Raw genomic sequence first — 24566 nt, forward strand, 5'->3', positions numbered from 1 at the left:
ACCTGTCCTCTGACGTCGTGCTTCCCCGTTGAGCGTACGCGAGTCGCGAGGCTGTTCCCCTGCTCAGCGCCGTCCGAAAGCTGCTTTAGCGACATCTTGACGAGTCCACCGGGGGCTGTTCGGGGTCACCCGCCGGTGCGAGGATCGGCACGCAGAGGCCGCGCCACGACCGGACGCGGCACCCGTCCGAGGCACCCGTCCGAGGGGAACCGCAATGACGCAGCTCCACGACCTGACAGCGCTGGAACAGGGCGAGTTGATCGCGACCGGGAAGCTCTCCCCGGTCGAGCTCACCGACCACTACCTGGAGCGGATCGACCGGCTGAACGCTTCCCTCGGCGCCTACATCACGGTCACCCCGGAGCTGGCCCGCGGCCAGGCGGCCGAGGCCGAGGCGGCGGTCCGGGACCGGGACGGCGCACCGCTCTCCCCGCTGCACGGGGTCCCGGTCCCGGTGAAGGACCTCAACTTCGTCGCCGGGGTCCGGGCCACCCAGGGCTCCGCCGCCAGCGCGGAGCAGATCGCGGTGGTCGACGACCACATCGTCACCAAGCTGCGCCGGGCCGGTACGGTGCTGCTCGGCAAGACCAACACCCCCGAGTTCGGGCTGCCCTGCTACACCGAGAACCAGGTCGCCCCGCCCGCGCGCACCCCCTGGGACCTGGAGTACTCGGCAGGCGGCTCCAGCGGCGGCGCCGCGGCGGCGGTGGCGGCCGGTCTCGCCCCGCTGGCCCAGGGCAGCGACGGCGGCGGCTCGATACGCATCCCGGCCTCGGTCTGCGGCCTCTTCGGGATCAAGCCCAGCCGGGGCCGGGTCAGCAGCGGCCCGACCCTCTACGACATCAGCGGCCTCAGCACCAACGGCCCGATCGCCCGCACCGTCGCGGACGCCGCCGCGCTGCTGGACGTCCTCTCCGGACCGATGCCCGGCGACTGCTACACCGCCCCGGCCCTCGGTCCCGGCGAGACCTTCGCCTCCTTTGCCCAGCGCGAGCCCGCGAGCCTGCGGGTGGCCGTGCTCACCGCCCCGCCGGTCCCGGGGCTGACCGTCCATCAGGACTGCATCGACGCCACCGAGAGCGCCGCCGAACTGCTGGCCTCGCTGGGCCACCGCACCGAACCGCTGGAACTGCCCGCCGACGACACCCTGCGCCGGGTGTTCGAGCAGGTCTGGGCGGTGATGGCGACCCAGCAGCCGGTCGCGGACGAGTCGCTGCTGATGCCGCTGACCCGCTACCTGCGCGAGGAGGGCCGCCAGGTCTCCGGCCCGGACTTCGCCACCGCGCTCTACACCTTCCGCGCCGTCGGCGCGCTGGTCGCCGGCCTGCAGGAGGAGTACGACGTCATCCTCACGCCGACGCTGGCCCAGCCCCCGGCCCTGATCGGCGCCCTGCGCGACGACGAGGACCCGTCCCAGGAGTTCGACAACCTCTCCGCGTTCACCCCGTTCACCCCTCTCTACAACGCCACCGGCCAGCCGTCGGTCAGCCTCCCGCTGCACTGGAACGAGGCCGGCCTCCCGATCGGCGTCATGCTCGGCGGCCGCTACGGCGACGAGGCGACCCTGATCTCGCTCTCCGCGCAGCTGGAGCGGATGCGCCCGTGGGCCCACCGCAAGCCGGCACTCTGGTAGGCCCGCCTGCCGGATCGGCTCGGGCGGGCCGGTGTCGCAGAAATGCCACACGGCTGCAACATGCGTCCATTGACCCTCCCGAACGGCGTTGCGACGATGCGCCTATGACCTCCTCGACCTGTCCCGGCGGCCGCTAGCCGATCCGTACCCCGCCGACCGAGGACTCCGCCGATGCCGCTCGCGCTGATCGCCACACCCGCGCCGCCGCCCGTGCCCGACCGACCCGACGGAGCGGCCGCCGTGCTCCGCGCCGCCCTGCGCCGCGGGCCGCTGGCCCGCACCACGATCAGCAGGGAGACCGGGCTGAGCCCGGCGGCCGTCTCCCGGCACGCCGCCGAACTGATGGCGCTCGGCCTGGTGTACGAGCCCCGGGAGCCGCCCTCGGCGCCGCGCCCGGGGCGGCCCCGGATCCCGCTGGACGTCGACACCGGGCGCCATCTCGCCGCCGGGGTGCACATCGCGATCCCGCAGCTGACCTTCTCGCTCACCGATCTGCGCGGCCGGGTCGTCGCCCAGGAGCGCGCCCCGCGCCGGGCCACCCCGGCCGCGGTGCTGCAGGACATCGCCGCGCTGCTGCCCGGCTTCCTGCGCCGGCACGCCGGCGGACGCTCGGTGCTGGGGCTCGGCGTGGTCACCGGCGGCTGGGTGGACCCGGAGTCCGGGGTCCTGGTCGAGAACTCCGCGCTGGGCTGGCGGGACGTACCGCTGCGGCAGGCCCTGCTGTCCGCCACCCGGCTGCCGATCCACGTGGAGAGCCACGCCCGCGCGCTGGCCCAGGCCGAACTGCTCTTCGGCGCGGGACAGCAGGGAGACCTGGTGCACCTGTTCGTGGGCAATGTGGTGGACGCGGCCATCGCCGCCGGCGGGGTGCTGCTGCGGGGGCGGCGCAACGGCGCCGGCGGCATCGCCCATCTGCCGGTGCCCGGCTCCACGACGCCCTGCCCCTGCGGCGGGACCGGATGCCTGCAGGCCACCGTCTCCGACCGGACCATGGCCGAACGCGCGGTCGCCGAGGGGATCGTGCCGCGGCCCGAACTGACCCTGCTGCTGGCCGCGGCGGCGGCCGGGGACGTCCGCGCCCTGGACCTGTGCCGGGCCCGGCTGCGGCAGATCGCCCCGGCGGTGGCACTGCTGCTGGACATGATCAGCCCGGACCTGCTGGTGCTCACCGAGGCGGTCACCCTCTACCTGCCGGAACTGCTCGACGTGCTGCACCAGGAGGTGGCGGCACGGACCCGGCAGCCGGTGGAGCAGCTGGTCCGCCCCAGCTCCTTCGGTCCCGGCGCGCTCGCGGTGGCCGCCGGGACACCGGTGCTGGCCGCCGTGCACCAGGACCCGATGGCACTGCGAACGGCCAGGTCGGCATGAGGCCCCGGGTTATTTCCAGCGCGTCAGAAACCGTTGCCGCCAAACCGGCCAGGCCGCAGACTCGGGGTATGGACGCACAGCGCAGGGCGACGATCCGGGAGGCCGCAGGCCGGCACCCGGTGAACGCCTTCCGCCTGCACCACTTCGCCGGACTCGGCTGTTAGTACAGCGCTCCGCCGCTCACCGTCCCGTCCTCCCCGTGACCGTTCCGGGGTCTGACGGCACGTCACCTTCGCACACCCATCCGAACCGAGCACCGTGCACACCGCTGCGCGCTGCCCTACGTCCCGGAGTGCTTCAGCATGCCTTCCGACCGCAGGCAACTGCACCTCAACCTCTTCCTGATGGGCGTCGGCCACCACGAGGCCGCCTGGCGCCATCCCCGCACCGACCCGGCCGGGCTGTCCTCGCTGGCGCACTACCAGCGGCTCGCGGCTACCGCCGAGACCGCCGCCTTCGACTCGGTCTTCCTGGCCGACGGGGTCGAGGGGCCGGACCCGGCCCGGGCCAACGCCTGGATCAGCCACTTCGAGCCGTTCACGCTGCTCTCCGCGCTCGCGGTGAGCACCGAGCGGATCGGCCTGATCGGCACGGTCTCCACCGGCTTCACCGAGCCCTACAACCTGGCCCGGCAGTTCGCCAGCCTGGACCACCTCAGCCAGGGCCGGGCCGGCTGGAACATCGTCACCTCGGCCGGGGACCGGGCCGCCCGCAACTTCAACCGCACCGCCAACCAGGAGCACGCGGTCCGCTACCAGCGGGCGGACGAGTACCTGGAGGTGGTGCGGGCGCTCTGGGACAGCTGGGAGGACGACGCCCTGCTGCTGGACCGGGAGAACGGGCTGGTCACCGACTCGGCCAAGCTGCACGAGATCAACCACAGCGGCGAGCACTTCCAGGTGCTGGGGCCGCTGAACATCCCGCGCGGACCGCAGGGTCATCCGCTGCTGGTCCAGGCGGGCAGTTCGGAGGACGGACGCGGCTTCGCGGCCCGGCACGCCGAGGCGGTGTTCACCGCGCAGCAGACCCTCGCCGAGGGCCAGGGCTTCTACGCCGACCTCAAGGCCCGCGCCGCCGCCCTGGGCCGTGATCCGGCCGGCATCGTGGTGCTGCCCGGCATCGTGCCGGTGCTCGGCTCCACCGAGGCCGAGGCCAAGGCGCTGGACCAGGAACTGGACGACCTGATCGATCCGACCCGGGCCATCGGCACGCTGTCCACCCTGCTCGGGGTGGACCTGAGCGACCACCCGCTGGACGCCCCGCTACCGCCGCTGCCCCCGGTCGCTGCCATCAACGGCGCCAAGAGCCGCTTCGAACTGGTCCGCGACCTGGCCGAGCGGGACGGGCTGACCCTGCGTCAACTCGTGGGCCGGCTGGGCGGCGGACGCGGGCACCAGGTGCTGGCGGGCACGCCGGAGCAGGTCGCCGACCACATCGAGCTCTGGTTCGGGCAGGGCGCGGCGGACGGCTTCAACATCATGCCGCCGATCCTGCCCGACGGCCTGGACCTCTTCGCCGAGCACGTCGTACCGCTGCTGCGCGAACGCGGGCTGTTCCGCACCGAGTACACCGGCCGGACCCTGCGCGAGCACTACGGGCTGCCGAGGCCCGCCAACCAGTACACCTCCGTCGCCGTCTGACCCTCACCCCAAGGACATCCCATGCGCAAGAGAACCGCCCTCGTCCTGCCCGCCCTCGCGGCTCTGCTGCTCCCGCTGGCCACCGCGTGCGGCGGGGCGGCCTCGGCCAGCACCGACACCGCGGGCAAGTCCGGCTCCGGCCAGGTCACCCTGCGCTTCGGCGACCAGGGCAAGACCCTGCTCACCCTGCTGCAGACCTCCGGCGAGCTGAACGGACTGCCCGGCTACAAGGTGCAGTTCGACCAGTTCAACAGCGGACCGCTGGTCAACCAGGCGCTGTCCGCCGGTGTCGTCGACGTCGGCATCATGGGCGACACCCCGGCGATCTTCGCCGCGGCGGCCAAGCTGCCGGTGGACGTGGTGGCCGCCAGCCACACCGTCGGCCCCGGCTACACCCTGCTCGCCCGGGCCGGTTCCGGCATCAAGACCCTGGCCGACCTCAAGGGCCGCAAGGTCGCCTACTCCAAGGGCACCGCCAACCAGGGCTTCCTGATCCAGGCGCTGGCCACGGCGAACCTCAAGCAGCAGGACATCACCGCGGTCGACGTGCCGCTGCAGAACGTCGGCAACCTGCTGCAGTCGGGCACCGTCGACGCCGCCACCGTCGCCGCCCAGGACCTGGTCAACTACACCAGCACCCATCCGGACGCAGTGAAGCTGATCAACGGTCAGCAGGTGTCCTCCGGCTACGCCTTCTACCTGGCCACCCAGAAGGCCCTGGCCGACCCGGCCGAACGCGCCGCGGTCAAGGACCTGGTGGGCCGGATCATCAAGGCCTACAGCTGGGCCAGGACCCACCCCGACCAGTGGATCGACGCCTACTACGTCAAGGTCAACAAGCAGACCCCGGCGATCGGGAAGCTGGTCTGGCAGAACTCGGGCGAGACGAAGTTCGCCGTGCTGGACCAGACCGTCATCAGCGCCCAGCAGCGGCAGGCCGACCTCTTCCTGGCCAACCAGCAGGTCCCCGGGAAGGTCGACGTGACCAGCGAGTTCCCGGCGGACGTCGAGCAGGAGTTCAGCACCGTCGTCGCCCCCAACCAGCAGTAGCAGCCACGCCTTTCACCTGGAGGGAACCACCATGACCGTGTCCGTCCGCACGCTCACCGTCCGCCCCGTCGCGGGGCACATCGGCGCCGACATCGACGGCGTCGACCTGGCCCTGCCCCTCTCCGAGGAGGAGGTGCAGCAGGTCAGGGCGGCGCTGCAGCGCCACAAGGTGGTGTTCTTCCGCGGCCAGGAGCTGGACCACGCCGCGCAGATCGCCTTCGCCCGGCAGTTCGGCGAGCTGACCTACGCCCACCCGCACGACGACACCCCGCCCGAGGACCACCCGGAGATCTTCACCATCGACCCGACCCGGTTCGAGGAGCGCTACGGCAAGGGCTTCCGCGAGGAGTACCGCAAGCGCCAGTACAGCTACTTCGACGGCTGGCACACCGACGTCACCGCCGCGGTGAACCCGCCGGCCGGGTCGATCCTGCGGGCCGAGCGGGTCCCGGAGTTCGGCGGCGACACCACCTGGACCAACCTGGTCGCCGCCTACCAGGGGCTGTCCGCCCCGCTGCGCGCCTTCGTCGACACCCTGCGCGCCGAGCACCGCTACGGCGGCAGCAGCAAGGTCGCCGGGGACAGCGAGTACGCCAAGCGGATCAACGAGAACCTGCTGGTCGCGGTGCACTCGGTGGTCCGGGTGCACCCGGAGACCGGGGAGCGGGCGCTGTTCGTCAACCCCGGCTTCACCAGCCACATCGTGGACGTCACGCCCGGCGAGAGCAAGCAGATCCTGGACCTGCTCTACGGCGAGATCACCCGGCCCGAGTACACCGTCCGCTTCCGCTGGGAGCCCGGCCACGTCGCCTTCTGGGACAACCGGGCCACCGCGCACCTCGCACCGCGCGACCTAGAGCACCTGGAGGTGGAGCGGCGGCTGCACCGGGTGACGCTGATCGGCGACGTCCCGGTCGGCCCGGACGGGCGCAGCTCCGAGCTGGTCTCCGGGCGCCCGTTCACCGCCGACCACCGCGTGGTCACCGCCGCCTGACCGAGCACCACCCGTACCTGCCGCCCCACGAGAAACGCCGCCCGAAGTCCTAGGAGAGGGACCAGACCATGGCGACCACCGTCACCGCACCACCCGTACCGAAGAGCCCGCCGGACTCGCCGGTACTGATCGACGCCGCGACGCTGAGCCGTCCGAACCGCACCTGGGTGCCGCTGCCGCGCTGGCTGCGGCGGCTGGCCGGTCCCGCCCTGGTGGTCGCCGTCTGGCAGTTGCTGGGCGCGACCGGCAACATCAACCCGAGGGTGCTGGCGACGCCGGCCCAGGTCGCCCAGGCGGCCTGGGAGCTGGCCAAGGACGGCGAGCTGGCGAGCAATCTGCTGGCCTCGCTGCAACGGGTCGGCAGCGGGCTGCTGATCGGGGTCGGCCTGGGGGTGCTGCTGGCGGTGCTGGCCGGGCTGTTCCGGCTGGGCGAGGAGCTGATCGACTCCACCATGCAGGTGGTCCGGGCGCTGCCGGTGCTGGGGCTGCTGCCGCTGGTGATCATCTGGTTCGGCGTCGGCGAGGAGCCCAAGATCGCCCTGGTGGCCTTCGCCGCGGCCTGCCCGGTCTACATCAACACCTATGCCGGCATCCGGGGTGTGGACAACCGGCTGGTGGAGTCCGGGCGGGTGGTCGGCCTCAACCGGCTGGGGCTGATCCGCCACGTCATCCTGCCCGGGGCGGTGCCCGGCTTCCTGGTCGGCCTGCGGTTCGCGCTCACCAGCGCCTGGCTGGTGATCATCGTCGCCGAGCAGCTCAACGCGACCAGCGGCATCGGCTACCTGATGAACCAGGCCCAGGCCTGGTACCGCACCGACATCATCGTCCTCGGACTGCTGATCTACGGCGTGCTCGGCCTGCTCGCCGACTCGCTCGTCCGCCTGCTGGAGCGCCGCCTGCTGGTCTGGCGCCGCGGATTCAACGGAGCCTGACCACCATGACGACAGCAACCACCACCGAGGCCGCACTGGCCGTCCGGGCGACCGGGGTGCACCGCTCCTTCGACGGACGCGAGGTACTGTCCGGGATCGACCTGACGCTGCACCAGGGCGAGTTCCTGGCACTGCTGGGCCGCAGCGGCTCGGGCAAGAGCACGCTGCTGCGGGCGATGGCCGGGCTCGACCCGGACTTCACCGGCGAGCTGCTGGTGCCCGAGCGGAGGTCGGTGGTCTTCCAGGACCACCGGCTGCAGCCGTGGAAGCGGGTGCTCGACAATGTCGTGCTCGGGCTGCCGCGGGCCGGTGCGAAGGAGGCCGGCCTCAATGCACTGGCCGAGGTCGGCCTGACCGAGCGGGCCCGGGACTGGCCGATCACGCTCTCCGGCGGGGAGGCCCAGCGGGCGGCGCTGGCACGGGCCCTGGTCCGGGACCCGGCACTGCTGCTGCTGGACGAGCCGTTCGGGGCGTTGGACGCACTGACCCGGCTGAAGATGCACGCGCTGCTGCGGGAGCTGTGCCGGAAACACCGGCCCGCGGTGCTGCTCGTCACCCATGACGTGGACGAGGCGATTGCGCTGGCGGATCGGGTGATCGTGCTCACCGACGGGCGGCTCGGTCCTTCGCACGAGGTGGGGGTTGGGGAGCTGCGAGGGGTGCTGCTCAAGGAGTTGGGGGTGGTGGAGGCCGGATGAAAGGTGCGGGGGCTGCGTGGCTGGGCGCGCAGTTCCCCGCGCCCCTGTTGGGCCTACTCGTCGTTGGTTATCTGACCGTCTCTCAGGTCCAGTACTCGGTCGGCGAGTTCCATCAGTTGGGGGTCGTGGGTGGCCACCAGGGCGGTGACGCCCTCGCTGCGGACCACGGCGCGCAGGAGTTGCATGATGGCGCGGCCGGTGTCGGAGTCGAGTTGGCCGGTGGGCTCGTCGGCGATGATCAGGGCCGGCTGGTTGGCCAGGGCGCGGGCGATGGCGACGCGCTGCTGCTGGCCGCCTGAGAGCTCGCCCGGGCGCTGGTTGACGTGGTCGCCGAGGCCGACCAGGGCCAGCAGCTCCTGCACCCGCTCCTCGCGCTCCCGGGGCGGGGTGCGCCGCAGCCGCATGGGAACGCCGACGTTCTCCGACGCGGTCAGGATGGGGATCAGGCCGAAGGACTGGAAGACGAAGCCGATCCGGTCCCGCCGCAGGGTCAGCAGCCCGTCCTCGCCCAGCTCGGCCAGGTCGTGGCCGTCCACCAGGATCCGGCCCGAGCTGGGCCGGTCCAGGCCGCCGACCAGGTTCAGCAGGGTGGTCTTGCCGGAGCCCGAGCGCCCCTTGAGCGCGGTCAGCTCGCCCCGCCGCGCGGTGAAGGAGACCCCGCGCAGGGCGTGGACCGCGGTGGCGCCGCTGCCGAAGGACTTGTGCAGGTCATGGACCTCCACCATCGGCGCTCCGGGCTCCGCCACGGCGGTGGCGCCCTCGGGCTCGGTGCTGCTGGTCATGCGTCGTCCCCCTCTGTCTCGGCCTGGACCTCGTCGGCGTCGGCCTTCGCCCGCTGCGCGGCCGCATCGGGCCATACTCCGATGTGATCGGTCTCCAGCGCCAGTCTCACCCGCTTGCGCATGTGCAGGCGCTCGGTGAACTCGCTCGGCAGCTGCAGTCGCCCGTTGCGGTCCAGGACCGCGTACTCCTCGGCGGTCAGCTCCTGCGCGCCGTCGTCGTCGGTGGTGATCCGGCGCAGCACCTCGGTGGAGGTGCGGCCGTTGCGGATCCGCACGGTGCGCTGGACCTGCTCGGACACCAGCGCGTCATGGGTGACCACGACCACCGTCACGCCCAGCTCCTCGTTGGCCTGGCGCAGCGCGGCGAAGATCTCCTCGCTGGTCGCGGTGTCCAGCTCGCCGGTGGGCTCGTCGGCGAACAGCACCCGGGGCCGGTTGGCGTTGGCGACCGCGATGGCGACCCGCTGCTGCTCACCGCCGGACAGCTCGCCGGGGCCGCGGTCGGCGCAGTAGCCGACCCCCATCAGGTCCAGCAGCTCGCCGGCCCGGTTGCGGCGCTCGGACCGCTTCACCCCGGCGTAGGTCATCGGCAGCATGACGTTCTCGGCCGCGGTCAGGTAGGGCAGCAGATTGCGGGAGGTCTGCTGCCAGACGAAGCCGACCGTGCCGCGCCGGTAGGCGAGCCGGTCCCGGCGCTTCATGGTGAGCAGATCGTGCCCGGCGACCTCGGCCGATCCCGCGGTGGGGACGTCCTGGCCAGAGAGGATGCCCAGCAGGGTCGACTTACCGGAACCGGAGGCGCCGATCACCGCGACCATCTCGCCGCGCGCCACGGCCAGGTCCAGGCCCTGCAGCGCCTGCACCTCGACGCCCTCGGTCTGGTAGATCCGGACCAGGTTCTCGCAGACGATCAGGCCCTCCTCCCGCTCCGGGCGGGCGGCCTCGGCCGCGCGGCGGCGCAGTTCCCCGAGGTCCGGGGCCCCGGCCCGGTCGGCCGCATGGTTGACACTCACTCTGCTCCCCCTGTCGATCGGCGTACGGTCATGATCAGGCCTCCCCGAGCCTCAGCACCCCGCCCAGGCGCCGCATGCGCAACACCGTACTCTCGACCACGGCGGCGCAGACGACCAGAGCCGCGAGGCCGGCCCCGAGCAGCGCGGTGAGCAGGTAGTCGGTATGCAGGGCCGGCGCCGCCGGCCCCCCGGTGAACTGACTGATACTCAGAGCCGGTCCCAGCAGCCGTGGTTCGAGCACCCCGACGAGGACGCCGCCGGCCGCGGCGGCCACCGCCAGCGGCACCAGCTGCAGCACCTGCAGCACCGCGGCCTGCCGTCCGGCCAGCCCCAGCGTGCGCAGGTAGGAGCTGGTGCGGCCGCGTTCGCGGGCGGTGAGGACCAGTTCCAGCGCCACCGCGAGCAGCCCGAACACCACGGCCAGCAGCGAGCAGACGGTGTAGACGTCGTCGACGATGCGCACCAGGCCGTCCCCGCGCAGGGTGCCCAGCACCTCCGCCCGGACCCGGACCTGCGCCTGCGGTCCGAGCGCGTCGGCGGCCGCGGCCGCCACGGCGGCCGGTGCCGCACCGGGGCGGGCGAACAGCAGCAGCGCGGTGCCGCCGGTCTGCTGGGCCGGCAGCAGCGGCTCCAGCGCGGTGGTGCCGACAATGACCGGCGTGTCCGCCGGGAGCCCGGCGACCAGCGGGCCGAGGACCGGGTCCTGCCGCAGCGCCGGAGTCAGCGCGCCGACCGGCTTCAGGTGCAGCGCGGTCCTGCTGCTGCCCAGCGCCGAGTCCACCACGGCCCGGAGGCTCTCGCCGTTCTCCGCGACGATCAGCCCCGGATCGGCCAGCACCGGCGCGGTGGCGCTCGCGGTGCCGGTGGCGACCGGCTTCCCGCCGTGCAGCACACCCAGGGCGCGGGCCAGCGGTCCGTCCGGGTCGGCGGCGGCCAGCTGCGCCGGGTCGACGGTGATCAGGGCCGTCTGCGGCAGGTTGGCACCGTCCTCGTCCCCGGTGAGCAGCACCGTGCGCAGGTACTCGGCCACCGTGGCGCGGACCGGCGAGGAGCCGCCGGCGGCCACCGGGGTCGGGGCGACGTCGCCCTGCTGGACCAGCGAGACGTCGGCCCCGGCGGTCCAGGCGGCGCCGACCGCCGCTCCGTCGTACACCGAGCGGGAAACCATGCCGCCGAAGACCGCGGTGCCCAGGGTGATCACCAGGACGAACAGCGCCAGGCTGGTGCCGCCGGCGTCACGGGCCGCTCCGCGCAGTCCGAGGAAGGCCACCACGCCGCCGCCGCGCCGGGAACGGCCCGCCAGCAGGCCCAGCACCAGCGGGTACAGCCGCACCAGAAGCAGCACGGCGACCAGCGCCACCAGCACCGGCACCAGGCTGAGCTGCACGTCGATCCCGGCCCCGCCGCCGCTGCCGCGCACCCGCAGGGCGACCACGCCGCCGACGCAGAGCACCAGCGCGGTGGCCTCCAGCACCAGCCGCCGGGTCCGCCGCGAGGCACGCCGGCGGACCTCCCTGGCCCGTCCCGGCTCCCTGACGGCGTACCAGGTCAGCAGCGGCACCAGCAGCAGCGCCGCCGCCGTCCCCAGCAGCGCCGCGACCGGCTGCGGGGATCCCGAGGTGCCGGTCGGAGCCGGCAGCAGGCCGAGCCGCCAGCCCAGCTCGCCGGCCAGCAGCAGCACCGGGGCGGTGACCAGGCTGCGCTGCAGCACCAGCCCGGTCGCCGAGGCGCCGCGCGAGCGCTGCAGCCGCAGGTGCACGGCGCGCCGCCGCAGCAGCAGCCGGACCGAGACCAGCACGGTGGCCAGTCCGACCGCCGCCAGCGAGGCCACCGCGAACCCGGCCAGTGCCCTGGTCTGGGCGTCCGCACCGGTGAAGGCGGTGAGCACCGGGGTGAGCCCGTCGTCGACGACGTACGACCCGGAGGGATGGGCGCCGATGGAGCAGGGGCTGTCGCCCGTGGCCGGCGAGTCGGTGCACAGCAGGTCGTTGAGGTCGATCGCCAGGTTCCTGGTGTCGGCGGCGAGGGCGGGGAGCTGCTTCACGGCGGCGTCGCCGAGCGCCACGCGGTACTCCCAGCCGACCGTGGGCAGCGGTATCCCCTGCTTCGCCAGCAGCTCCGGCGCGTCGGCGCCGACCAGGCCCTGGACGGCGATGTTCAGCGTCCCGGCCAGCTGCCCCGGGTACTCGAGCGGCTTGTCCAGGCCGGGCAACTGCCGCCAGAACTCGCTCTGCTCCTGCTCCGGCCGGTAGATCCCGACCAGCCGGACCAGCACCTCGTACCTGGGGCTGGACCGGGTGGCCTGGAACCAGAGCTCGACCTGCTGCCCCAGCCCCAGTCCGAGCAGCTTCGCCTCGCCGGTCGACAGCGCGATCCCCGGCAGCTCCCCGGCTGGGGTGCTGTCGGCCGGGGCCGCGCCCTGGACGTAGTGCAGATAGGCCGGGGCGTCGCTGATGTGATGCAGCGTCACGGACTCCTGGGTGACCCGGGGATCCACCGGCAGCGGCGAGTCGATCCCCAGCAGCTGGTAGTCCACCGTGGTCCGCACCGGACGCAGCGCCGTCCCCAGGGTGCGGCCCGCGGTGGAGACCACCGACTGTCCGCCCGACTCCAGCTGGGTGCGCAGCGCCGGGGGGTTCGGTGCTCCCAGGCCCGGCTGGGGCAGCTCCACCGGTGCGGACACGGTGAGCACAGCGCCGGCGTCGGCAGCGGCGGCCAGCCGCTGGCGCAGCGCCTGGTCCTCCTTGCCGCCCAGCTCCACCGGGCCGAGCGCGCACAGCCCGGTGAACACCGCGACCAGCACGGCCAGGCAGGCCAGCAGCGGGGCGTCCCCGCGCGCCTCGCGGCGCAGCAGCCGCAGCGAGGCGGGCCGGGCCGGACCGCGCCGGGGCGTGCCGTCCCCGGGCCCCTCGCGGCGCAGGCGCACGGCTCTCATGAGTCCTCCCCGGCTCGCAGCGTACGGACCAGGTCGACCCGGGCGAGCAGCCGGGACAGACCCATCACCACCAGGCAGATCACCACGGCCGTCGCCAGCGCGGTCAGCAGCACCGCTCCCCAGGGGACGGCCAGCCGCAGCGCCGGGAACGGTGCGTCCCCGTAGTCGTCCAGGGTCACCAGCGGCATGATCACGGCGGCCAGGCCCACCCCCAGCAGTGCTCCGGGCACGACCGCGAACAGGGTGACGCTGATCTGCTCGGCCCACAGCAGCACGGCCAGCCGACGGCTGCGGATGCCCATCGCCCGCAGCAGCGCGAACTCCCGCCTCCGCTCCCGGGTGGTGATCACCACATGGACGGTGAAACCGATCACCGCGAAGGCCGGTGCCAGCAGCCGGCACAGTTCCAGCACCGCGCGCATGCCCGAGCGGAACGGGTCGGCGCGCTGCAGCGCCGCCTCCTGGACGGTGGTCCGCGCGGTGCCGAGCCGTGGATCGGCGGCCACCGCGGCGGCCGTGGCCGTGCTGTCGGTGCTCGACAGCAGCCAGCTGTCGGGCGGTTCGGGGTCCACCCCGATGGCGAGTTCGACGGCTGTCACCGCGCGGTTGTCGGCCAGCAGGGCCGGCTGCAGGTGGTCCTGTCCCGGGATCGCCGGGATCCTGCCGACGACCACCGCTTTCAGGGTCGGCGGGTTCTCCAGTTCCCCGCCCAGGTCGAGGGTCAGCTGCTGCCCGACCGCGAGTCCCCGGCCCGCGACCACGGCGTCGTCGGCCAGCACCGGGATCGGAGCGATCCGCTTCGGGTCTATCGGGTCCACCTCCAGCACCGCCGGCGAGGTCGACGCGGTCAGCTCGCCCGGGGCCGCGGTGCTGATGACGGTGCGCAGCAGCGGACCGCCGGCGCTCGGCGCCGAGAGCGAGCACACCGCGGGGCTGAACGGATCCGGGCTGACGCTGCCGCCGGGCGCCGCGGGCGGCTGCGATCCGCAGTTCCCGGCGCTGCGGCCGGCCCCGGCCTCGGTCTCGTCCTGCCAGCTGCCGGCGGCCGGCAGCGAGTCGACCCAGGTGCCGCCGAGCCCCAACCGGTCGACGGTGAGCGTGACCGACGCGGCCCGCTGCTGACCGGCCGGCCGGACCGACAGGCCGACGAGACGCAGCGGGAAGGCGGTGCGGCTGCCGGCGGGGAGCGCCAGGGCCAGGGTGTGCCTGCTCCCGTCGGTCCCGGTCAGCGCGGCGGAGGTGCGGACCGGCTGTCCGTCCGCGTCCACCAGCAGCACTCCGAGCGTGGGCGGCGTCCAGCCGGCGGGCCGCGCACCGCCGACCTGGACCTGGACGTCCAGGTCCAGGTGGTCGCCGCGGCCGGACAGCAGCAGTCCGTAGTGCGGAACGCCCTTGGCCAGTGCGGCGATCCGGGCGGCGTAGTCGGGTCCGGCCAGGTCCTGACGGAGTGTCGGCAGCGGCGCGGCGCCCTGCCCGGGCAGTGCCGCGGCGTCGATGCCGACCAGGCTCAGCGCGGACGAGTCGCCGACGAAGCCGGTGGAGGTGACGGTCACCGGGTTCACCCCGGTGACCCCGGGGAGCTGCCGGTAGCGGCTGTGCAGCTGACCGGCCGGATACCCGACCAGGCCGTTGGTGGTGCCGACCGAGACGTCGGCCCCCACCGCGAACCGGGCCTGGTCCAGCGCCAGACCGCTCAGGCAGGCCAGCGCGGTGGTGGCGAGCGCGCCCACGGTCACCGCCATGCTCATCAGCACCACCGGACCCGCGTTGCGGTTGGAGCGCCGGCTCAACTGCCAGCCGGCCAGCGGCAGCACCAGCCCCCTCCGGAGCCGCCCGAACCGGTCCAGCGCACGCGAGGTCAGCGGCAGCAACCGGAGCAGCAGCACCGAGGCGGCGACCACGGCGACCACCGGGACCAGCACCAGCACCGGGTCCACCGTCCCGGCGACGGTCACCGTGGAGTGGTAGTGCACCAGTTGCAGGTAGCCCAGCACCGCGACCGCCAGCAGCGCCAGGTCGGCCCCGATCCGCTGCGCCGCCGCGGCCCGGTCGCTGCGGGCCCGGGCCCGGAGGGCGATGCCGCGCCCGGAGACCGTGCGCAGCACCGGCAGCAGCGCCGCCGCCGCGTGCACCAGCACGGTCAGCGCCACGGCGCCCCAGGGCGCCGCGCCGACGGTGCTCAGCGGTACCGCCCCGTCGACCAGACCGGCCCGGTGCATCCCGGAGAGCAGCGCGCCGGCCAGGAACGGCGCGGCCACCGCGGCGGGCAGCACCAGGGCGGCCCATTCGGCCGCGGCGCCGCCGAGCAGCCGCCCGGTACCGGCGCCGCGGGTCTGCTGCAGCACCAGCTCCGCGGTGCGGTGCGCGGCCAGCTGGCGGGCCGTCAGCGCCATGGTGGTGACCGCCAGCACCGCCAGCAGCGCGGTGGGCAGGTAGAGCGCCGAGCGGGCGACCACGGCGGGCCCGGCCAGGTTGCGGATGACGGTCGGCAGGTCGGTGCTGACCGTGGTGCGCTGCAGCGCCGGCGTCGCCCCGTGGTAGACCGACAGGGCGGCGTCGCTGCCGCTGAAGGTGTCCATCCGCTCGGCGAGGCCGGAGAGGGCGTCCATGGAGACCCCGGTCCTGGGGCCGATGGCCGGGACCGAGTCCCAGTGCGCGGTGACCGCCAGGTTGAACGCGCCCTGCTCGACGATCGCGGCCGGCGGGACCAGCACCAGGCTCTGGGACAGGCCGTTGCTGTCGGTGGGGTCCCCGGCGATGGCGGGCCAGAAGCCGGGGCTGGACGGCAGGGCCTGGTAGACGCCGGTGATCAGGATGTTCACCCGGACCAGCTGGGAGCTCTGCAGGGCCAGCGTCGCGCCGACGCGCAGGTGCATGGCCGAGGCCATCGCCTGGTTCACCACGGCCGGCACCGTCGTCGGGACCCCCGGGGCGGTGCGGCCGGGAGTCACCGCCGGCAGTCCGGTGAAGTCGGCCGTCGCGGCGTCGCCCGCGCCCTGCGGCCAACTGCCCTGCACCAGCCGGGCGTGCGCCGCCGCACCCTCGGTGGCGACGAAGCGCAGCCCCACCGGGGTCGCCGCGCCGCCACTGGGCGCGAGCGGCTGGACCGCGGCCAGGGACAGGCTGGTCGTGTGCGGCACCCCGGCGTAGGCGCGGTCCACGGCGGCGCGCACCGCCCGGTCTCCGGCCGCCATGCCGTCCGCCGAGAAGTCCGCGTCGACCTGCACCTGCGCGTTGGGCTGCGCGGCCAGCCTGACCGCCACCCCGGACTCCACCGCGAAGCCGGCCAGGGACGCCAGCGCCGCCAGTACCGTCCCCGCGAGCAGGACCGTCAGCGCGGCCGCGACCAGCACCAGGCCGTGCCGGGTCGACCGGCGTACCGGCGCAGGCATCCTGTGCCTCGGTCCCACGGTTCTGACAGCAACGGACACGCTGAGCCCCCGACGGCGCACGTCGTCTCGGGACGGCCGGACGGCAGGCCCCGCACACCCCCGGCCCGGCTTGGTCTAGACCAGAAGGATCTGCACAGCATGCAGCGCCCCCCGTGCGGAGATCAAGGGATCACTGGGAACCCGCAGGGATCCTTCCGCTTGCGGGCAGCAGAAAGCCGACAGGCCCCCGCAAAGGGGGCCTGTCGGCGTGCCGTGCTCAGCGGACCTCGGGTCAGCGGACCTCGGTGATCTCCGGGCCGCGCTCGAAGGGGTTCATCGGGTCGCCGCTGAAGCGGTTGGCCGGGGCCGACTGCTGCTGCGGCATCCCGTCCGCCACCATCTGGGCGTCCTCGGGGAGTTTGAGCACGATCGGGTCACGCGGGGCCATCGGGGTCTCGCCGCGGACCACCACGGTCTCCCGGAACACCTGCTCCAGCACCCCGGCCGACTCCGGCTGGACCGCCGCCTGGCCCGAGATCACACCGCGCAGGAACCAGCGCGGACCGTCACAGCCGACGAAGCGGACCACCTGCACCCCCTGGGTGCCGTCCGGGAGCTGCACCGGGACCTGGGCCCGCAGGCCCCAGCCCAGCGGGCCCTCCTCCTCGTCCACGACGCCGCCCTGCTGGGTGATGCCGGACGCGATCTCCTGGCGGACCTCGCCCCAGATCCCCTCGGACCTCGGCGCGGCGAAGGCCTGCAACTGGATGGCGCTGCTGCCGAGGACCAGGGTCGCCGCGACGATGGAGTCGCCGGCCACCTCCACCCTCAGCTCCATGCCATCGACCCCGGGCACCAGCAGGCCGCCCAGGTCGACACGGCCCTCGGCCGCGTCCTCCACCTCGGTGGAGTCCCAGGGGCCGTCGGGGCGCGGCGCGGGCGGCAGGCCCACCCGGGCATCCTCGGCGTCGTCCTCCTCCACGGAGTCCACACCTGCGACGTCCTCGCTGTCCCCGAGGGCCTCTTCGCCCTCGATCTGGTCGACAGCGTCCTCGCTCTTGGCGCGACGACGGAACACGGTCACTGTCCTTCCCGGTCGGGTACCGAAGAGATTTCCTGCCCGGCCGCGGGAATGCTAACCGCGGCATGGCCGCCCGTCGACCCGAAGCCACCGATGGCACGTGCCGATCCCGGCAGTTCCTCCACCTCGTGGAAACGGACCTTCTCGACCCGCTGGACGACCAGCTGGGCGATCCGGTCCCCGCGGCGGAAGACCACCCGCTCGCGCGGGTCGAGATTGACGACGATCACCTTGATCTCACCACGGTACCCGGCATCGACTGTTCCCGGGGCATTCACCAGCGCCAGACCGCAGCGGGCCGCCAGGCCCGAACGCGGATGCACGAAGGCCGCATATCCGTCCGGCAGCGCGATGGCCACCCCGGTGGGCAGCACCGCCCGTTCCCCGGGGGCCAGCTCGGCGTCGACTGTGGTCCGCAGATCGGCCCCGGCGTCGCCCGGATGGGCGTACGCGGGAGCGGGCAGCTCGGGGTCCAGCAGGCGCAGCAGGACGTCTACAGGGGGGTGGGTCATGACTACGGATTCACCTCGAAGGCACGGGCGCGCTTGAAGACATCGGGGTTGTCCATGACCGCCTTGATGTCCTCAGGACGGCCATGGGTGACGAAGTGGTCCAGCTGGACCTGGACGAACAGGGCCCGCGCGGATATCGCGAGCGGCCCGTCGGGGCCGTCCAGCCGTCCCTCGCCCCGGCAGTAGATCTTGCGCCCGACCACCGCGTCGACCCAGACGTGGATGGACAGGGTGGCGCCCACCGGTACCGGGCGGACGAAGTCGGTCTCCAGCCTGGCGGTCACCGAGGCGGTGTGCAGCAGCCAGTTCAGCGTGCCCAGCGCCTCGTCCATCGCGGTCACCAGCACCCCGCCGTGGGCCAGCCCGGGGCCGCCCTGGTGCGCCGGGGCGACGGTGAACTCGGCCAGCACCTCGACCCCCTCCCCGGCCCTGGCGGCCAGGCGCAGCCCGGACGGCTGCTGCGGGCCGCAGCCGAAGCAGTGCTCGTAGTGCGGGTCGATCAGGACGCCGGGCGCGGGCGCCTCGGGGTGCCTGACCGGCGGCGCGGCACCGGGCGGCGGCGTCAGGGAGGGACGGGAGGTGTGCTGGCTCACGCCCGCGACCCTACAGAACAACCCCGGCGGAACGGGAACCGAGGCCCTCTGCAAGATCGCCTGCGGTCGCGGCCCACAATGGAGCCATGTACGACGAACGCCTCACGGCTCCGCTCTCCATGTGGTTGTTCCCCGCGGGCAGCGGCATCTCCTTCGGGCTGGTCTTCTACCTCTTCGGCATCGTGCCCGGGCTGCTCGGCCTGGTCGCCGGGACGGCCGCGGCCGCGGTGCTGCTGAGCTCCTACGGCTCGGCCCGGATCCGGGTGGTGCAGGGCCTGCTGGTGGCCGGCGACGCCCGGATCCCGGTGGAGGCCCTGGGCACGGCGCATCCGCTGGACCGCGACGAGGCGCTGGCCTGGCGCACCCGCAAGGCCAACGCCCGCGCGTTCATGCTGCTGCGCTCCTACATCCCGACGGCGCTGCGGGTCGAGGTCACCGACCCGAACGACCCGACCCCCTACCTCTACCTGTCGACCCGCGACCCGGAAGGGCTGGCCGCCGCCCTGGACGCGGCCAAGCAGGAGGTCCTGAAGGCGGCCTGACGGAGGTTCAGCCCTTCGGAGGTTCAGTCCTTCAGAGGTTCAGTCCTTCGACAGCCGCGGCCGGGAGAGCGCTGCCTCCCAGTAGCCGCTCTCGGCCGGCGGCCGTCCGCGCAGGTCCTTGCGGATCTCCAGGGCGAGCTTGGCGGTGTCCCTGCGGTTCAGCGTCGCCCCCGCCAGCGCACCCACCATCAGCGGCGCCACCGACGGCAGCTTGCGCAGCCCGGTGCGGGTGAGCCGCTTGCGCAGCTGCCGGCGCAGCTCGGCGCCGGTGCCCAGGACCACCAGACTGCCCGGCTTGGACAGGTCGAGTCCGCGCCGCTGCGACCAGACGGCCAGATAGGCGCCGACGCGCTGGGAGGCGTTGCCGCCCGGCGGCTGCCCGTAGACCTGGTAGAGCTCGGCGATCATCTTGACCTCGACGGCGGCCACGGCCAGCAGCTCGGTGGCGATCTCCACCGCCATCGCGGGCGGCACCGGGAGCATGGCCACGGCGCCGACGCCGGCACCCACGGAGGCGGACGCCTTCACGGCTCCGGAGGTGATGCTGTCGGCGAGGTCCTCGGCGTTCCGCGCGCCCGGGTGCTGGGCGCGCAGCGTGGCGAGGTCACGCACGGGAATGCGGGGAGCGGCGTCCACCAGCCGGTCCACCAGGTGCAGCGCACCGCTCTTGGTCCCGGAACCCACCAGTGAGCTGCCCCTGGTCCAACCGGCCGTCAGGGTGCCCTTGAGGGAGTCCGCGAGCGAGGCCATGCGTCGGCCCCGCTCGCCCTGGGGGACGGCCTCCGCCGGAGCGGATCCGTCCCACATCTCCAGCTCGGCGGCGATCCGGGCGAGCTCGTCCTCGCTCCCGTCGTCGCCACCGCCGACCGCCGGGGCTACCGCATCCCCGGCGGTTCGATCGGTACTGCTGCCGTCACTGCTCGGCTTGCTGCTGTTTCGCTGTCGGAACGGCCTCATGAAGACCTCCCTACCCCAAAACGCGTCAGGCCGCGCAGTCCCGGCAGATGGGGTTGCCGTTCTTCTCGCTCGCCAGCTGGCTGCGGTGGTGCACCAGGAAGCAGCTCATGCAGGTGAACTCGTCGGCCTGACGGGGCAGCACCCGGACGGAGAGCTCCTCGTTGCTGAGGTCCGCGCCGGGCAGCTCGAGACCTTCGGCCGCTTCGAACTCGTCGACGTCGACCGAGCTGGTCGACTTCTCGTTCCTGCGGGCCTTCAGTTCCTCGATGCTGTCCTCGTTGAGGTCGTCATCGGTCTTGCGTGGGGTGTCGTAGTCAGTTGCCATGGTGTCGCGGGCCCCCTTTGGGTGTCTGCGGGTATCTCCAGCGCAGGTAACGCGCGGGAAGCCGGACTTGTGCCCGACCCGAGGGCGAGATTTTGCCTTACTTCAAGGCCCGTTACTCAATCGACACCCGACTCGCCCCCCAAAGAGGTGATCCGAGGGCTGTTCGAGCACCTGGGACGGCCGGGCCGGAATACCGTCCCCTTGAGCACTTACCGTGATCATGACCAGCGGAAACCTTGCCGGAGCTGCGGACCTCCGGGCACGCTGCGTCACCGGCGCGGAAATCGTGACGGAGAGCGATCGTCCGGAACCCGCCGCCGAATGGCTTGAATTGTGATGTTCATCACAGTTCTGAAAAGTCCGGACTTACCCGTACAACCTCACCGCCCCAGGGGACCCTTTCCGGCCCCCTCGGCGCCGCTCAGCCGCGCTTCTCGGCAGCGGCCGCACGGCGGGCCAGCAGGGCCGCACGGCGCTCGTCGAAGCGGCTGGCCATGCCGTCCAGGCCGTCCAGGTAGATGCCGAGCTCCTGCTGGGCCGCCAGGCCCTCCGGGCCCAGTCCGGAGACCTCCATGACCTTGAGGTGACGCAGCACCGGCTGCAGCACGTCGTCGTGGTGGATCCGCAGGTTGTAGATCCCGCCGATGGCCATCTGCGCCGCCGCCCGCTCGAAGCCGGGCATCCCGTGGCCGGGCATCCGGAAGCCGGTCACCACGTCGGCGACGGCCCGCATGGCCTGGTCCGGGGCGATCTCCAGGGCGGCCTTGAGCAGGTTGCGATAGAAGACCATGTGCAGGTTCTCGTCGGTGGCGATCCGGGCCAGCATCCGGTCGCAGACCGGGTCGCCGGAGTTGTGCCCGGTGTTGCGGTGCGAGATCCGGGTGGCCAGCTCCTGGAAGGCGACGTAGGCCACGGAGTGCAGCATCGAGTGGTTGTTGTCGGACTCGAAGCCCTCGGCCATGTGCGTCATCCGGGCCCGCTCCAGCGCCACCGGGTCGACCGCGCGGGTGGTGAGCAGGTAGTCGCGCATCACGATGGCGTGCCGGCCCTCCTCGGCCGTCCACTGGTGCACCCAGGTGCCCCAGGCGCCGTCGCGCCCGAACATGGTGGCGATCTCGTGGTGGTAGCTGGGCAGGTTGTCCTCGGTGAGCAGGTTGACCACCAGCGAGATCCGGCCGATCTCGGTGACCGGGGACTGGTCCACGGCCCAGGCCTCGCCGCCCATGATCCCGTCGAAGTCGCGCCCCAGGCTCCACGGCACGTACTCGTGCGGCATCCACTCCTTGGCGACGCCGAGGTGGCGGTTGAGCTCGCGCTCGACCACCTCCTCCAGGGCGTGGAGCAGCTGGGCGTCGCTCCACGTGGCGGAACCGGCGGGGCGGGAGGGGGCGATGGTCACGGATTCCAACTCTCGGTACGGCGTACACCTACGCCTCCGTAGGTTACGCCACCGTAGGTTGAGTCGCCATCCGATGGCAAGGGGGGTCGGCGAGGTGTGAACTGCATAAGGAAAAGCCCCGCCGACCTGGAGAAAGATCGGCGGGACCGGGTGTACGGCCCGCTGCGGCCCTGGCGGCGCGGTCAGCTCCCGGGGATGCGGACCCGCATCAGCAGGCCGCCGTCGGGGCGCGGAGACGCCTCGATGGTGCCTCCGTGCGCCCGGACCACCGAGCGGACGATGCTGAGCCCCAGACCCACGCCCTTGTCGCTGCGGGTCCGCTCCTTGCTCTTCACCCGCCGGAACGGTTCGAAGATGTGCTCCAGCTCATATCCGGGGACGACCGGACCGGTGTTGGCGACTACGATCTCGCCGGCCCCGTCGGCGGTGCCGACCGACACCTCGACCCAGCCGTTCTCCGGCCGGTTGTAGCGCACCGCGTTCTGGATCAGGTTCAGCACGATCCGCTCCAGCAGCACCCCGTTGCCCGGCACCACCACCGGTTCGACGATGCTGGTCAGCCGCACGCCGCGGGTGTTGGCCTCGGCCCTGGTCTGCTCCAGCGCCTGCCGGGCCACCTCGGCCAGGTCCACCGGGCGGCGCTCGATCAGCTCGTTGTCGCTGCGGGCCAGCAGCAGCAGACCCTCCACCAGCTGCTCGCTGCGCTCGTTGGTGGCCAGCAGGGTCTTGCCGAGCTGCTGCAGGTCCGGTGAGGCCTGCGGGTCGGAGAGCTGCACCTCCAGCAGGGTGCGGTTGATCGCCAGCGGGGTGCGCAGCTCGTGCGAGGCGTTGGCGACGAACTTCCGCTGGGACTCGAACGAGCGGTCGAGCCGCTCCAGCATCTCGTCGAAGGTGTCCGCGAGCTCCTTGAGCTCGTCGTCCGGGCCGTCCAGCTCGATCCTGCGGTGCATGTCCGAACTGGCGACCTGGCGGGCGGTCCGGGTGATCCGGCCCAGCGGGCGCAGCACCCGTCCGGCCATGGCGTAGCCGAACACGACGGCCAGGATCAGCAGCGCGATCAGGGCGCTTATCGACTTGAGGATCAGCGTGTGCAGGGCGGTGCTGGTGTGCTGGTGCTGGAGCGAGGCTATGTAGCCGCTCAGGTCGGACCCGCTTATCGGGTTGCCGTTCAGCGTCACCGTGACATCGCCGCTGGTCTTGATGGTCGGCACCTGGGTGGCCAGATTGAACGCCTGGTCCACGAACAGGTACATCACCAGCACCAGGATCAGCCCGGCCAGCAGGAACATCCCGCCGTAGAACATGGTCAGCCGGATCCGCAGGGTGGGGCGGAACGGCAGCAGCGAGGGCTCCGGCTCCAGGACGGGCCAGCCGGCGGGTGCCTTCGGCGGCTGCGGGGCCGGCTTGGCGGACGCGGGGGCGGAGGTGGACGCCGAGGCGGACGCGGAGGTGGTGGCCGGGTCGGGGACGGGCTCGTTCATCGCTCAGACCCGGTAGCCGGAGCCGGGCACGGTGATGATCACCGCGGGCTCGCCGAGCTTGCGGCGCAGCGTCATCACGGTCACCCGGACCACGTTGGTGAACGGGTCGGTGTGCTCGTCCCAGGCCTTCTCCAGCAGCTGCTCGGCCGAGACGACGGCTCCGTTGGCCCGCATCAGCACCTCCAGCACCGCGAACTCCTTGGGCGCCAGGGCCACCGGCTTGCCGTCCCTGAGCACCTCGCGGCGGCCCGGGTCCAGCGAGATCCCCTCCCGCTCCAGGACCGGCGGCAGCGGCGTGGTGGCGCGCCGGCCGAGGGCGCGCACCCGGGCCACCAGTTCGCTGAAGGCGAACGGCTTGGGGAGGTAGTCGTCCGCGCCCAGCTCCAGGCCCTCGACCCGGTCGCTGATGTCGCCGGCCGCGGTCAGCATCAGCACCCGGGTCGGCTGGCCCTCCTCGACGATCTTCCTGAGCACGTCGTCGCCGTGCACCAGCGGCAGGTCGCGGTCCAGCACGACCACGTCGTAGTCGTTCACCGCCACCCGGTCCAGGGCCGCCTGGCCGTCGTAGACCACGTCCACGGCCATGGCCTCCCGCCGGAGGCCGGTGGCGACGGCATCGGCGAGCAACTGCTCGTCCTCGACCACAAGAACCCGCAACGCAGTGGTCCCTTCAAAGAGCACAACCGTGCGACGCCCCAGCCGGGACACCGCTCACACCGTTCCATCCTGCCTGGTACGGCGGTAAAGCAGCAGTAAGCGGGCCCCGAACGGGTCGGCCGACCCTCTCGTGGAGGAATCCACCGGAATCGGAGCCACCCGCTCCAGGGGTGGCAGACGGGCCGGAAAGATCACGGAAAACGGCCCGTAATTCCCAGGATCGGCGAGGTTTCCGGGAGTTCGGGCGTGGGGAGGACGGTCTGTACACCCGCGATCACGCTTGCGCCGCAACGCGAGCTCGCACCCGCCCGTCCGTGCGACCTTCCGCACCGGGCTCCGCCCGGGGTCGCCCGAACAAGAGCAAGGGGGTCTTGCCTCATGGACGCCTTCACCGCCGGCATCCTTCAGCGCATAAGGAACGCCGAGATGGACCTGCACCGCGCCCAGGAGTCGGGGGACGACTTCCTGGCCGAGGTCGAGCAGTCCGAGCTCGACGACCTGCACCGGCTCGCCGCGGAACACGGCATCTCGGTGGCCCAGCCCGAAGCGCACGCCGCCTGACGCTGCGCTTTCCCCTCACACCCCACCCACCACCCACCCTCG

General features: G+C 72.9%; 21 protein-coding genes. 9 read left to right on the top strand and 12 right to left on the bottom strand.

Features of this window, described 5'->3' with window-relative positions:
• The first annotated feature begins 214 nt into the window (after positions 1-214).
• The 7 genes from IF29_RS0124725 to IF29_RS0124755 all read left to right on the top strand — a co-directional run bounded on the left by IF29_RS0124725 (position 215) and on the right by IF29_RS0124755 (position 8315).
• Positions 215-1633: an amidase gene (locus IF29_RS0124725; protein WP_030258948.1), complete on the top strand. Its 1419-nt coding sequence runs from the start codon at positions 215-217 to the stop codon at positions 1631-1633.
• Positions 1634-1804: 171 nt separating this feature from the next.
• A complete protein-coding gene (locus IF29_RS0124730) occupies positions 1805-3001 on the top strand; it encodes an ROK family transcriptional regulator (protein WP_051725892.1) in 1197 nt (398 codons plus the stop codon).
• Between the two features lie 302 nt (positions 3002-3303).
• Entirely contained in the window at positions 3304-4641 is a 1338-nt protein-coding gene (locus IF29_RS0124735) for an LLM class flavin-dependent oxidoreductase (RefSeq protein ID WP_030258953.1), read from the top strand.
• 21 nt (positions 4642-4662) lie between these two features.
• Entirely contained in the window at positions 4663-5691 is a 1029-nt protein-coding gene (locus IF29_RS0124740) for an ABC transporter substrate-binding protein (RefSeq protein WP_051725894.1), read from the top strand.
• A 31-nt stretch (positions 5692-5722) separates the two neighbouring features.
• Entirely contained in the window at positions 5723-6685 is a 963-nt protein-coding gene (locus tag IF29_RS0124745) for a TauD/TfdA dioxygenase family protein (RefSeq protein WP_030258957.1), read from the top strand.
• Positions 6686-6753: 68 nt separating this feature from the next.
• Positions 6754-7617 (top strand): ABC transporter permease, encoded by an 864-nt coding sequence (locus tag IF29_RS0124750; protein WP_030258959.1) that lies wholly within the window; start codon positions 6754-6756, stop codon positions 7615-7617.
• Between the two features lie 5 nt (positions 7618-7622).
• Positions 7623-8315 carry an ABC transporter ATP-binding protein gene (locus IF29_RS0124755; protein WP_037596464.1) on the top strand — a complete coding sequence of 231 codons (693 nt, stop codon included), beginning with the start codon at positions 7623-7625 and terminating at the stop codon, positions 8313-8315.
• Positions 8316-8368: 53 nt separating this feature from the next.
• Here IF29_RS0124755 and IF29_RS0124760 read toward each other — a convergent pair whose 3' ends face one another.
• From IF29_RS0124760 to IF29_RS0124790, 7 genes are all read right to left on the bottom strand, one after another.
• Positions 8369-9097 (bottom strand): ABC transporter ATP-binding protein, encoded by a 729-nt coding sequence (locus IF29_RS0124760; RefSeq protein ID WP_030258962.1) that lies wholly within the window; start codon positions 9095-9097, stop codon positions 8369-8371.
• Positions 9094-10110 carry an ABC transporter ATP-binding protein gene (locus IF29_RS0124765; RefSeq protein WP_063757589.1) on the bottom strand — a complete coding sequence of 339 codons (1017 nt, stop codon included), beginning with the start codon at positions 10108-10110 and terminating at the stop codon, positions 9094-9096. The genes IF29_RS0124760 and IF29_RS0124765 overlap by 4 nt, the downstream gene beginning before the upstream one ends.
• A gap of 34 nt (positions 10111-10144) precedes the next feature.
• Positions 10145-13045: a hypothetical protein gene (locus IF29_RS0124770; protein WP_063757590.1), complete on the bottom strand. Its 2901-nt coding sequence runs from the start codon at positions 13043-13045 to the stop codon at positions 10145-10147.
• Positions 13042-16437, bottom strand: coding sequence for an ABC transporter permease (locus IF29_RS0124775; protein WP_051725898.1), 3396 nt, complete (start codon positions 16435-16437; stop codon positions 13042-13044). The genes IF29_RS0124770 and IF29_RS0124775 overlap by 4 nt, the downstream gene beginning before the upstream one ends.
• 271 nt (positions 16438-16708) lie before the next feature.
• Positions 16709-17494, bottom strand: a complete 786-nt coding sequence (locus tag IF29_RS0124780) for a DUF3710 domain-containing protein (protein WP_084714883.1) — start codon at positions 17492-17494, stop codon at positions 16709-16711.
• A 2-nt stretch (positions 17495-17496) separates the two neighbouring features.
• On the bottom strand, positions 17497-18009 hold the full coding sequence (dut, locus tag IF29_RS0124785) for a dUTP diphosphatase (RefSeq protein ID WP_030258975.1): 513 nt from the start codon (positions 18007-18009) through the stop codon (positions 17497-17499).
• Between the two features lie 2 nt (positions 18010-18011).
• A complete protein-coding gene (locus tag IF29_RS0124790; RefSeq protein ID WP_030258978.1) occupies positions 18012-18602 on the bottom strand; it encodes a PaaI family thioesterase in 591 nt (196 codons plus the stop codon).
• Between the two features lie 86 nt (positions 18603-18688).
• Between IF29_RS0124790 and IF29_RS0124795 the strand changes: the two genes are divergently transcribed.
• The gene (locus IF29_RS0124795; RefSeq protein ID WP_030258980.1) at positions 18689-19144 is read left to right on the top strand and encodes a DUF3093 domain-containing protein; all 456 of its coding nucleotides are present in this window, start codon (positions 18689-18691) and stop codon (positions 19142-19144) included.
• A 39-nt stretch (positions 19145-19183) separates the two neighbouring features.
• On the opposite strand, the gene IF29_RS42355 is transcribed toward IF29_RS0124795, so the two are convergent.
• The 5 genes from IF29_RS42355 to IF29_RS0124820 form a co-directional block, all read right to left on the bottom strand.
• On the bottom strand, positions 19184-20101 hold the full coding sequence (locus IF29_RS42355) for a hypothetical protein (RefSeq protein ID WP_051725900.1): 918 nt from the start codon (positions 20099-20101) through the stop codon (positions 19184-19186).
• A 25-nt stretch (positions 20102-20126) separates the two neighbouring features.
• A complete protein-coding gene (locus IF29_RS0124805; RefSeq protein ID WP_030258984.1) occupies positions 20127-20426 on the bottom strand; it encodes a DUF4193 domain-containing protein in 300 nt (99 codons plus the stop codon).
• Positions 20427-20847: 421 nt separating this feature from the next.
• Positions 20848-21825: an acyl-ACP desaturase gene (locus IF29_RS0124810; protein ID WP_030258986.1), complete on the bottom strand. Its 978-nt coding sequence runs from the start codon at positions 21823-21825 to the stop codon at positions 20848-20850.
• Positions 21826-22007: 182 nt separating this feature from the next.
• Positions 22008-23306, bottom strand: a complete 1299-nt coding sequence (locus IF29_RS0124815) for a sensor histidine kinase (protein WP_051725903.1) — start codon at positions 23304-23306, stop codon at positions 22008-22010.
• 3 nt (positions 23307-23309) lie between these two features.
• Positions 23310-23963 carry a response regulator transcription factor gene (locus tag IF29_RS0124820; protein ID WP_030258991.1) on the bottom strand — a complete coding sequence of 218 codons (654 nt, stop codon included), beginning with the start codon at positions 23961-23963 and terminating at the stop codon, positions 23310-23312.
• A gap of 378 nt (positions 23964-24341) precedes the next feature.
• Here IF29_RS0124820 and IF29_RS0124825 point away from each other — a divergent pair, with 378 nt between their 5' ends.
• Positions 24342-24524, top strand: coding sequence for a hypothetical protein (locus tag IF29_RS0124825; protein WP_030258994.1), 183 nt, complete (start codon positions 24342-24344; stop codon positions 24522-24524).
• Positions 24525-24566 lie beyond the last annotated feature (42 nt).

The sequence above is a fragment of the Streptacidiphilus jeojiense genome (assembly GCF_000719095.1).
GTDB lineage: Bacteria > Actinomycetota > Actinomycetes > Streptomycetales > Streptomycetaceae > Streptacidiphilus > Streptacidiphilus jeojiensis.

Coding starts and splice junctions, on each gene's coding strand:
- IF29_RS0124735 (WP_030258953.1), top strand. CDS start 3,304: ATGCCTTCCGACCGCAGGCAACTGCACCTCAACCTCTTCCTGATGGGC.
- IF29_RS0124755 (WP_037596464.1), top strand. CDS start 7,623: ATGACGACAGCAACCACCACCGAGGCCGCACTGGCCGTCCGGGCGACC.
- IF29_RS0124815 (WP_051725903.1), bottom strand. CDS start 23,306: ATGAACGAGCCCGTCCCCGACCCGGCCACCACCTCCGCGTCCGCCTCG.
- IF29_RS0124725 (WP_030258948.1), top strand. CDS start 215: ATGACGCAGCTCCACGACCTGACAGCGCTGGAACAGGGCGAGTTGATC.
- IF29_RS0124750 (WP_030258959.1), top strand. CDS start 6,754: ATGGCGACCACCGTCACCGCACCACCCGTACCGAAGAGCCCGCCGGAC.
- IF29_RS42355 (WP_051725900.1), bottom strand. CDS start 20,101: ATGAGGCCGTTCCGACAGCGAAACAGCAGCAAGCCGAGCAGTGACGGC.
- IF29_RS0124775 (WP_051725898.1), bottom strand. CDS start 16,437: ATGCCTGCGCCGGTACGCCGGTCGACCCGGCACGGCCTGGTGCTGGTC.
- IF29_RS0124770 (WP_063757590.1), bottom strand. CDS start 13,045: ATGAGAGCCGTGCGCCTGCGCCGCGAGGGGCCCGGGGACGGCACGCCC.
- IF29_RS0124805 (WP_030258984.1), bottom strand. CDS start 20,426: ATGGCAACTGACTACGACACCCCACGCAAGACCGATGACGACCTCAAC.
- dut (WP_030258975.1), bottom strand. CDS start 18,009: ATGACCCACCCCCCTGTAGACGTCCTGCTGCGCCTGCTGGACCCCGAG.
- IF29_RS0124795 (WP_030258980.1), top strand. CDS start 18,689: ATGTACGACGAACGCCTCACGGCTCCGCTCTCCATGTGGTTGTTCCCC.
- IF29_RS0124740 (WP_051725894.1), top strand. CDS start 4,663: ATGCGCAAGAGAACCGCCCTCGTCCTGCCCGCCCTCGCGGCTCTGCTG.
- IF29_RS0124730 (WP_051725892.1), top strand. CDS start 1,805: ATGCCGCTCGCGCTGATCGCCACACCCGCGCCGCCGCCCGTGCCCGAC.
- IF29_RS0124825 (WP_030258994.1), top strand. CDS start 24,342: ATGGACGCCTTCACCGCCGGCATCCTTCAGCGCATAAGGAACGCCGAG.
- IF29_RS0124760 (WP_030258962.1), bottom strand. CDS start 9,097: ATGACCAGCAGCACCGAGCCCGAGGGCGCCACCGCCGTGGCGGAGCCC.
- IF29_RS0124745 (WP_030258957.1), top strand. CDS start 5,723: ATGACCGTGTCCGTCCGCACGCTCACCGTCCGCCCCGTCGCGGGGCAC.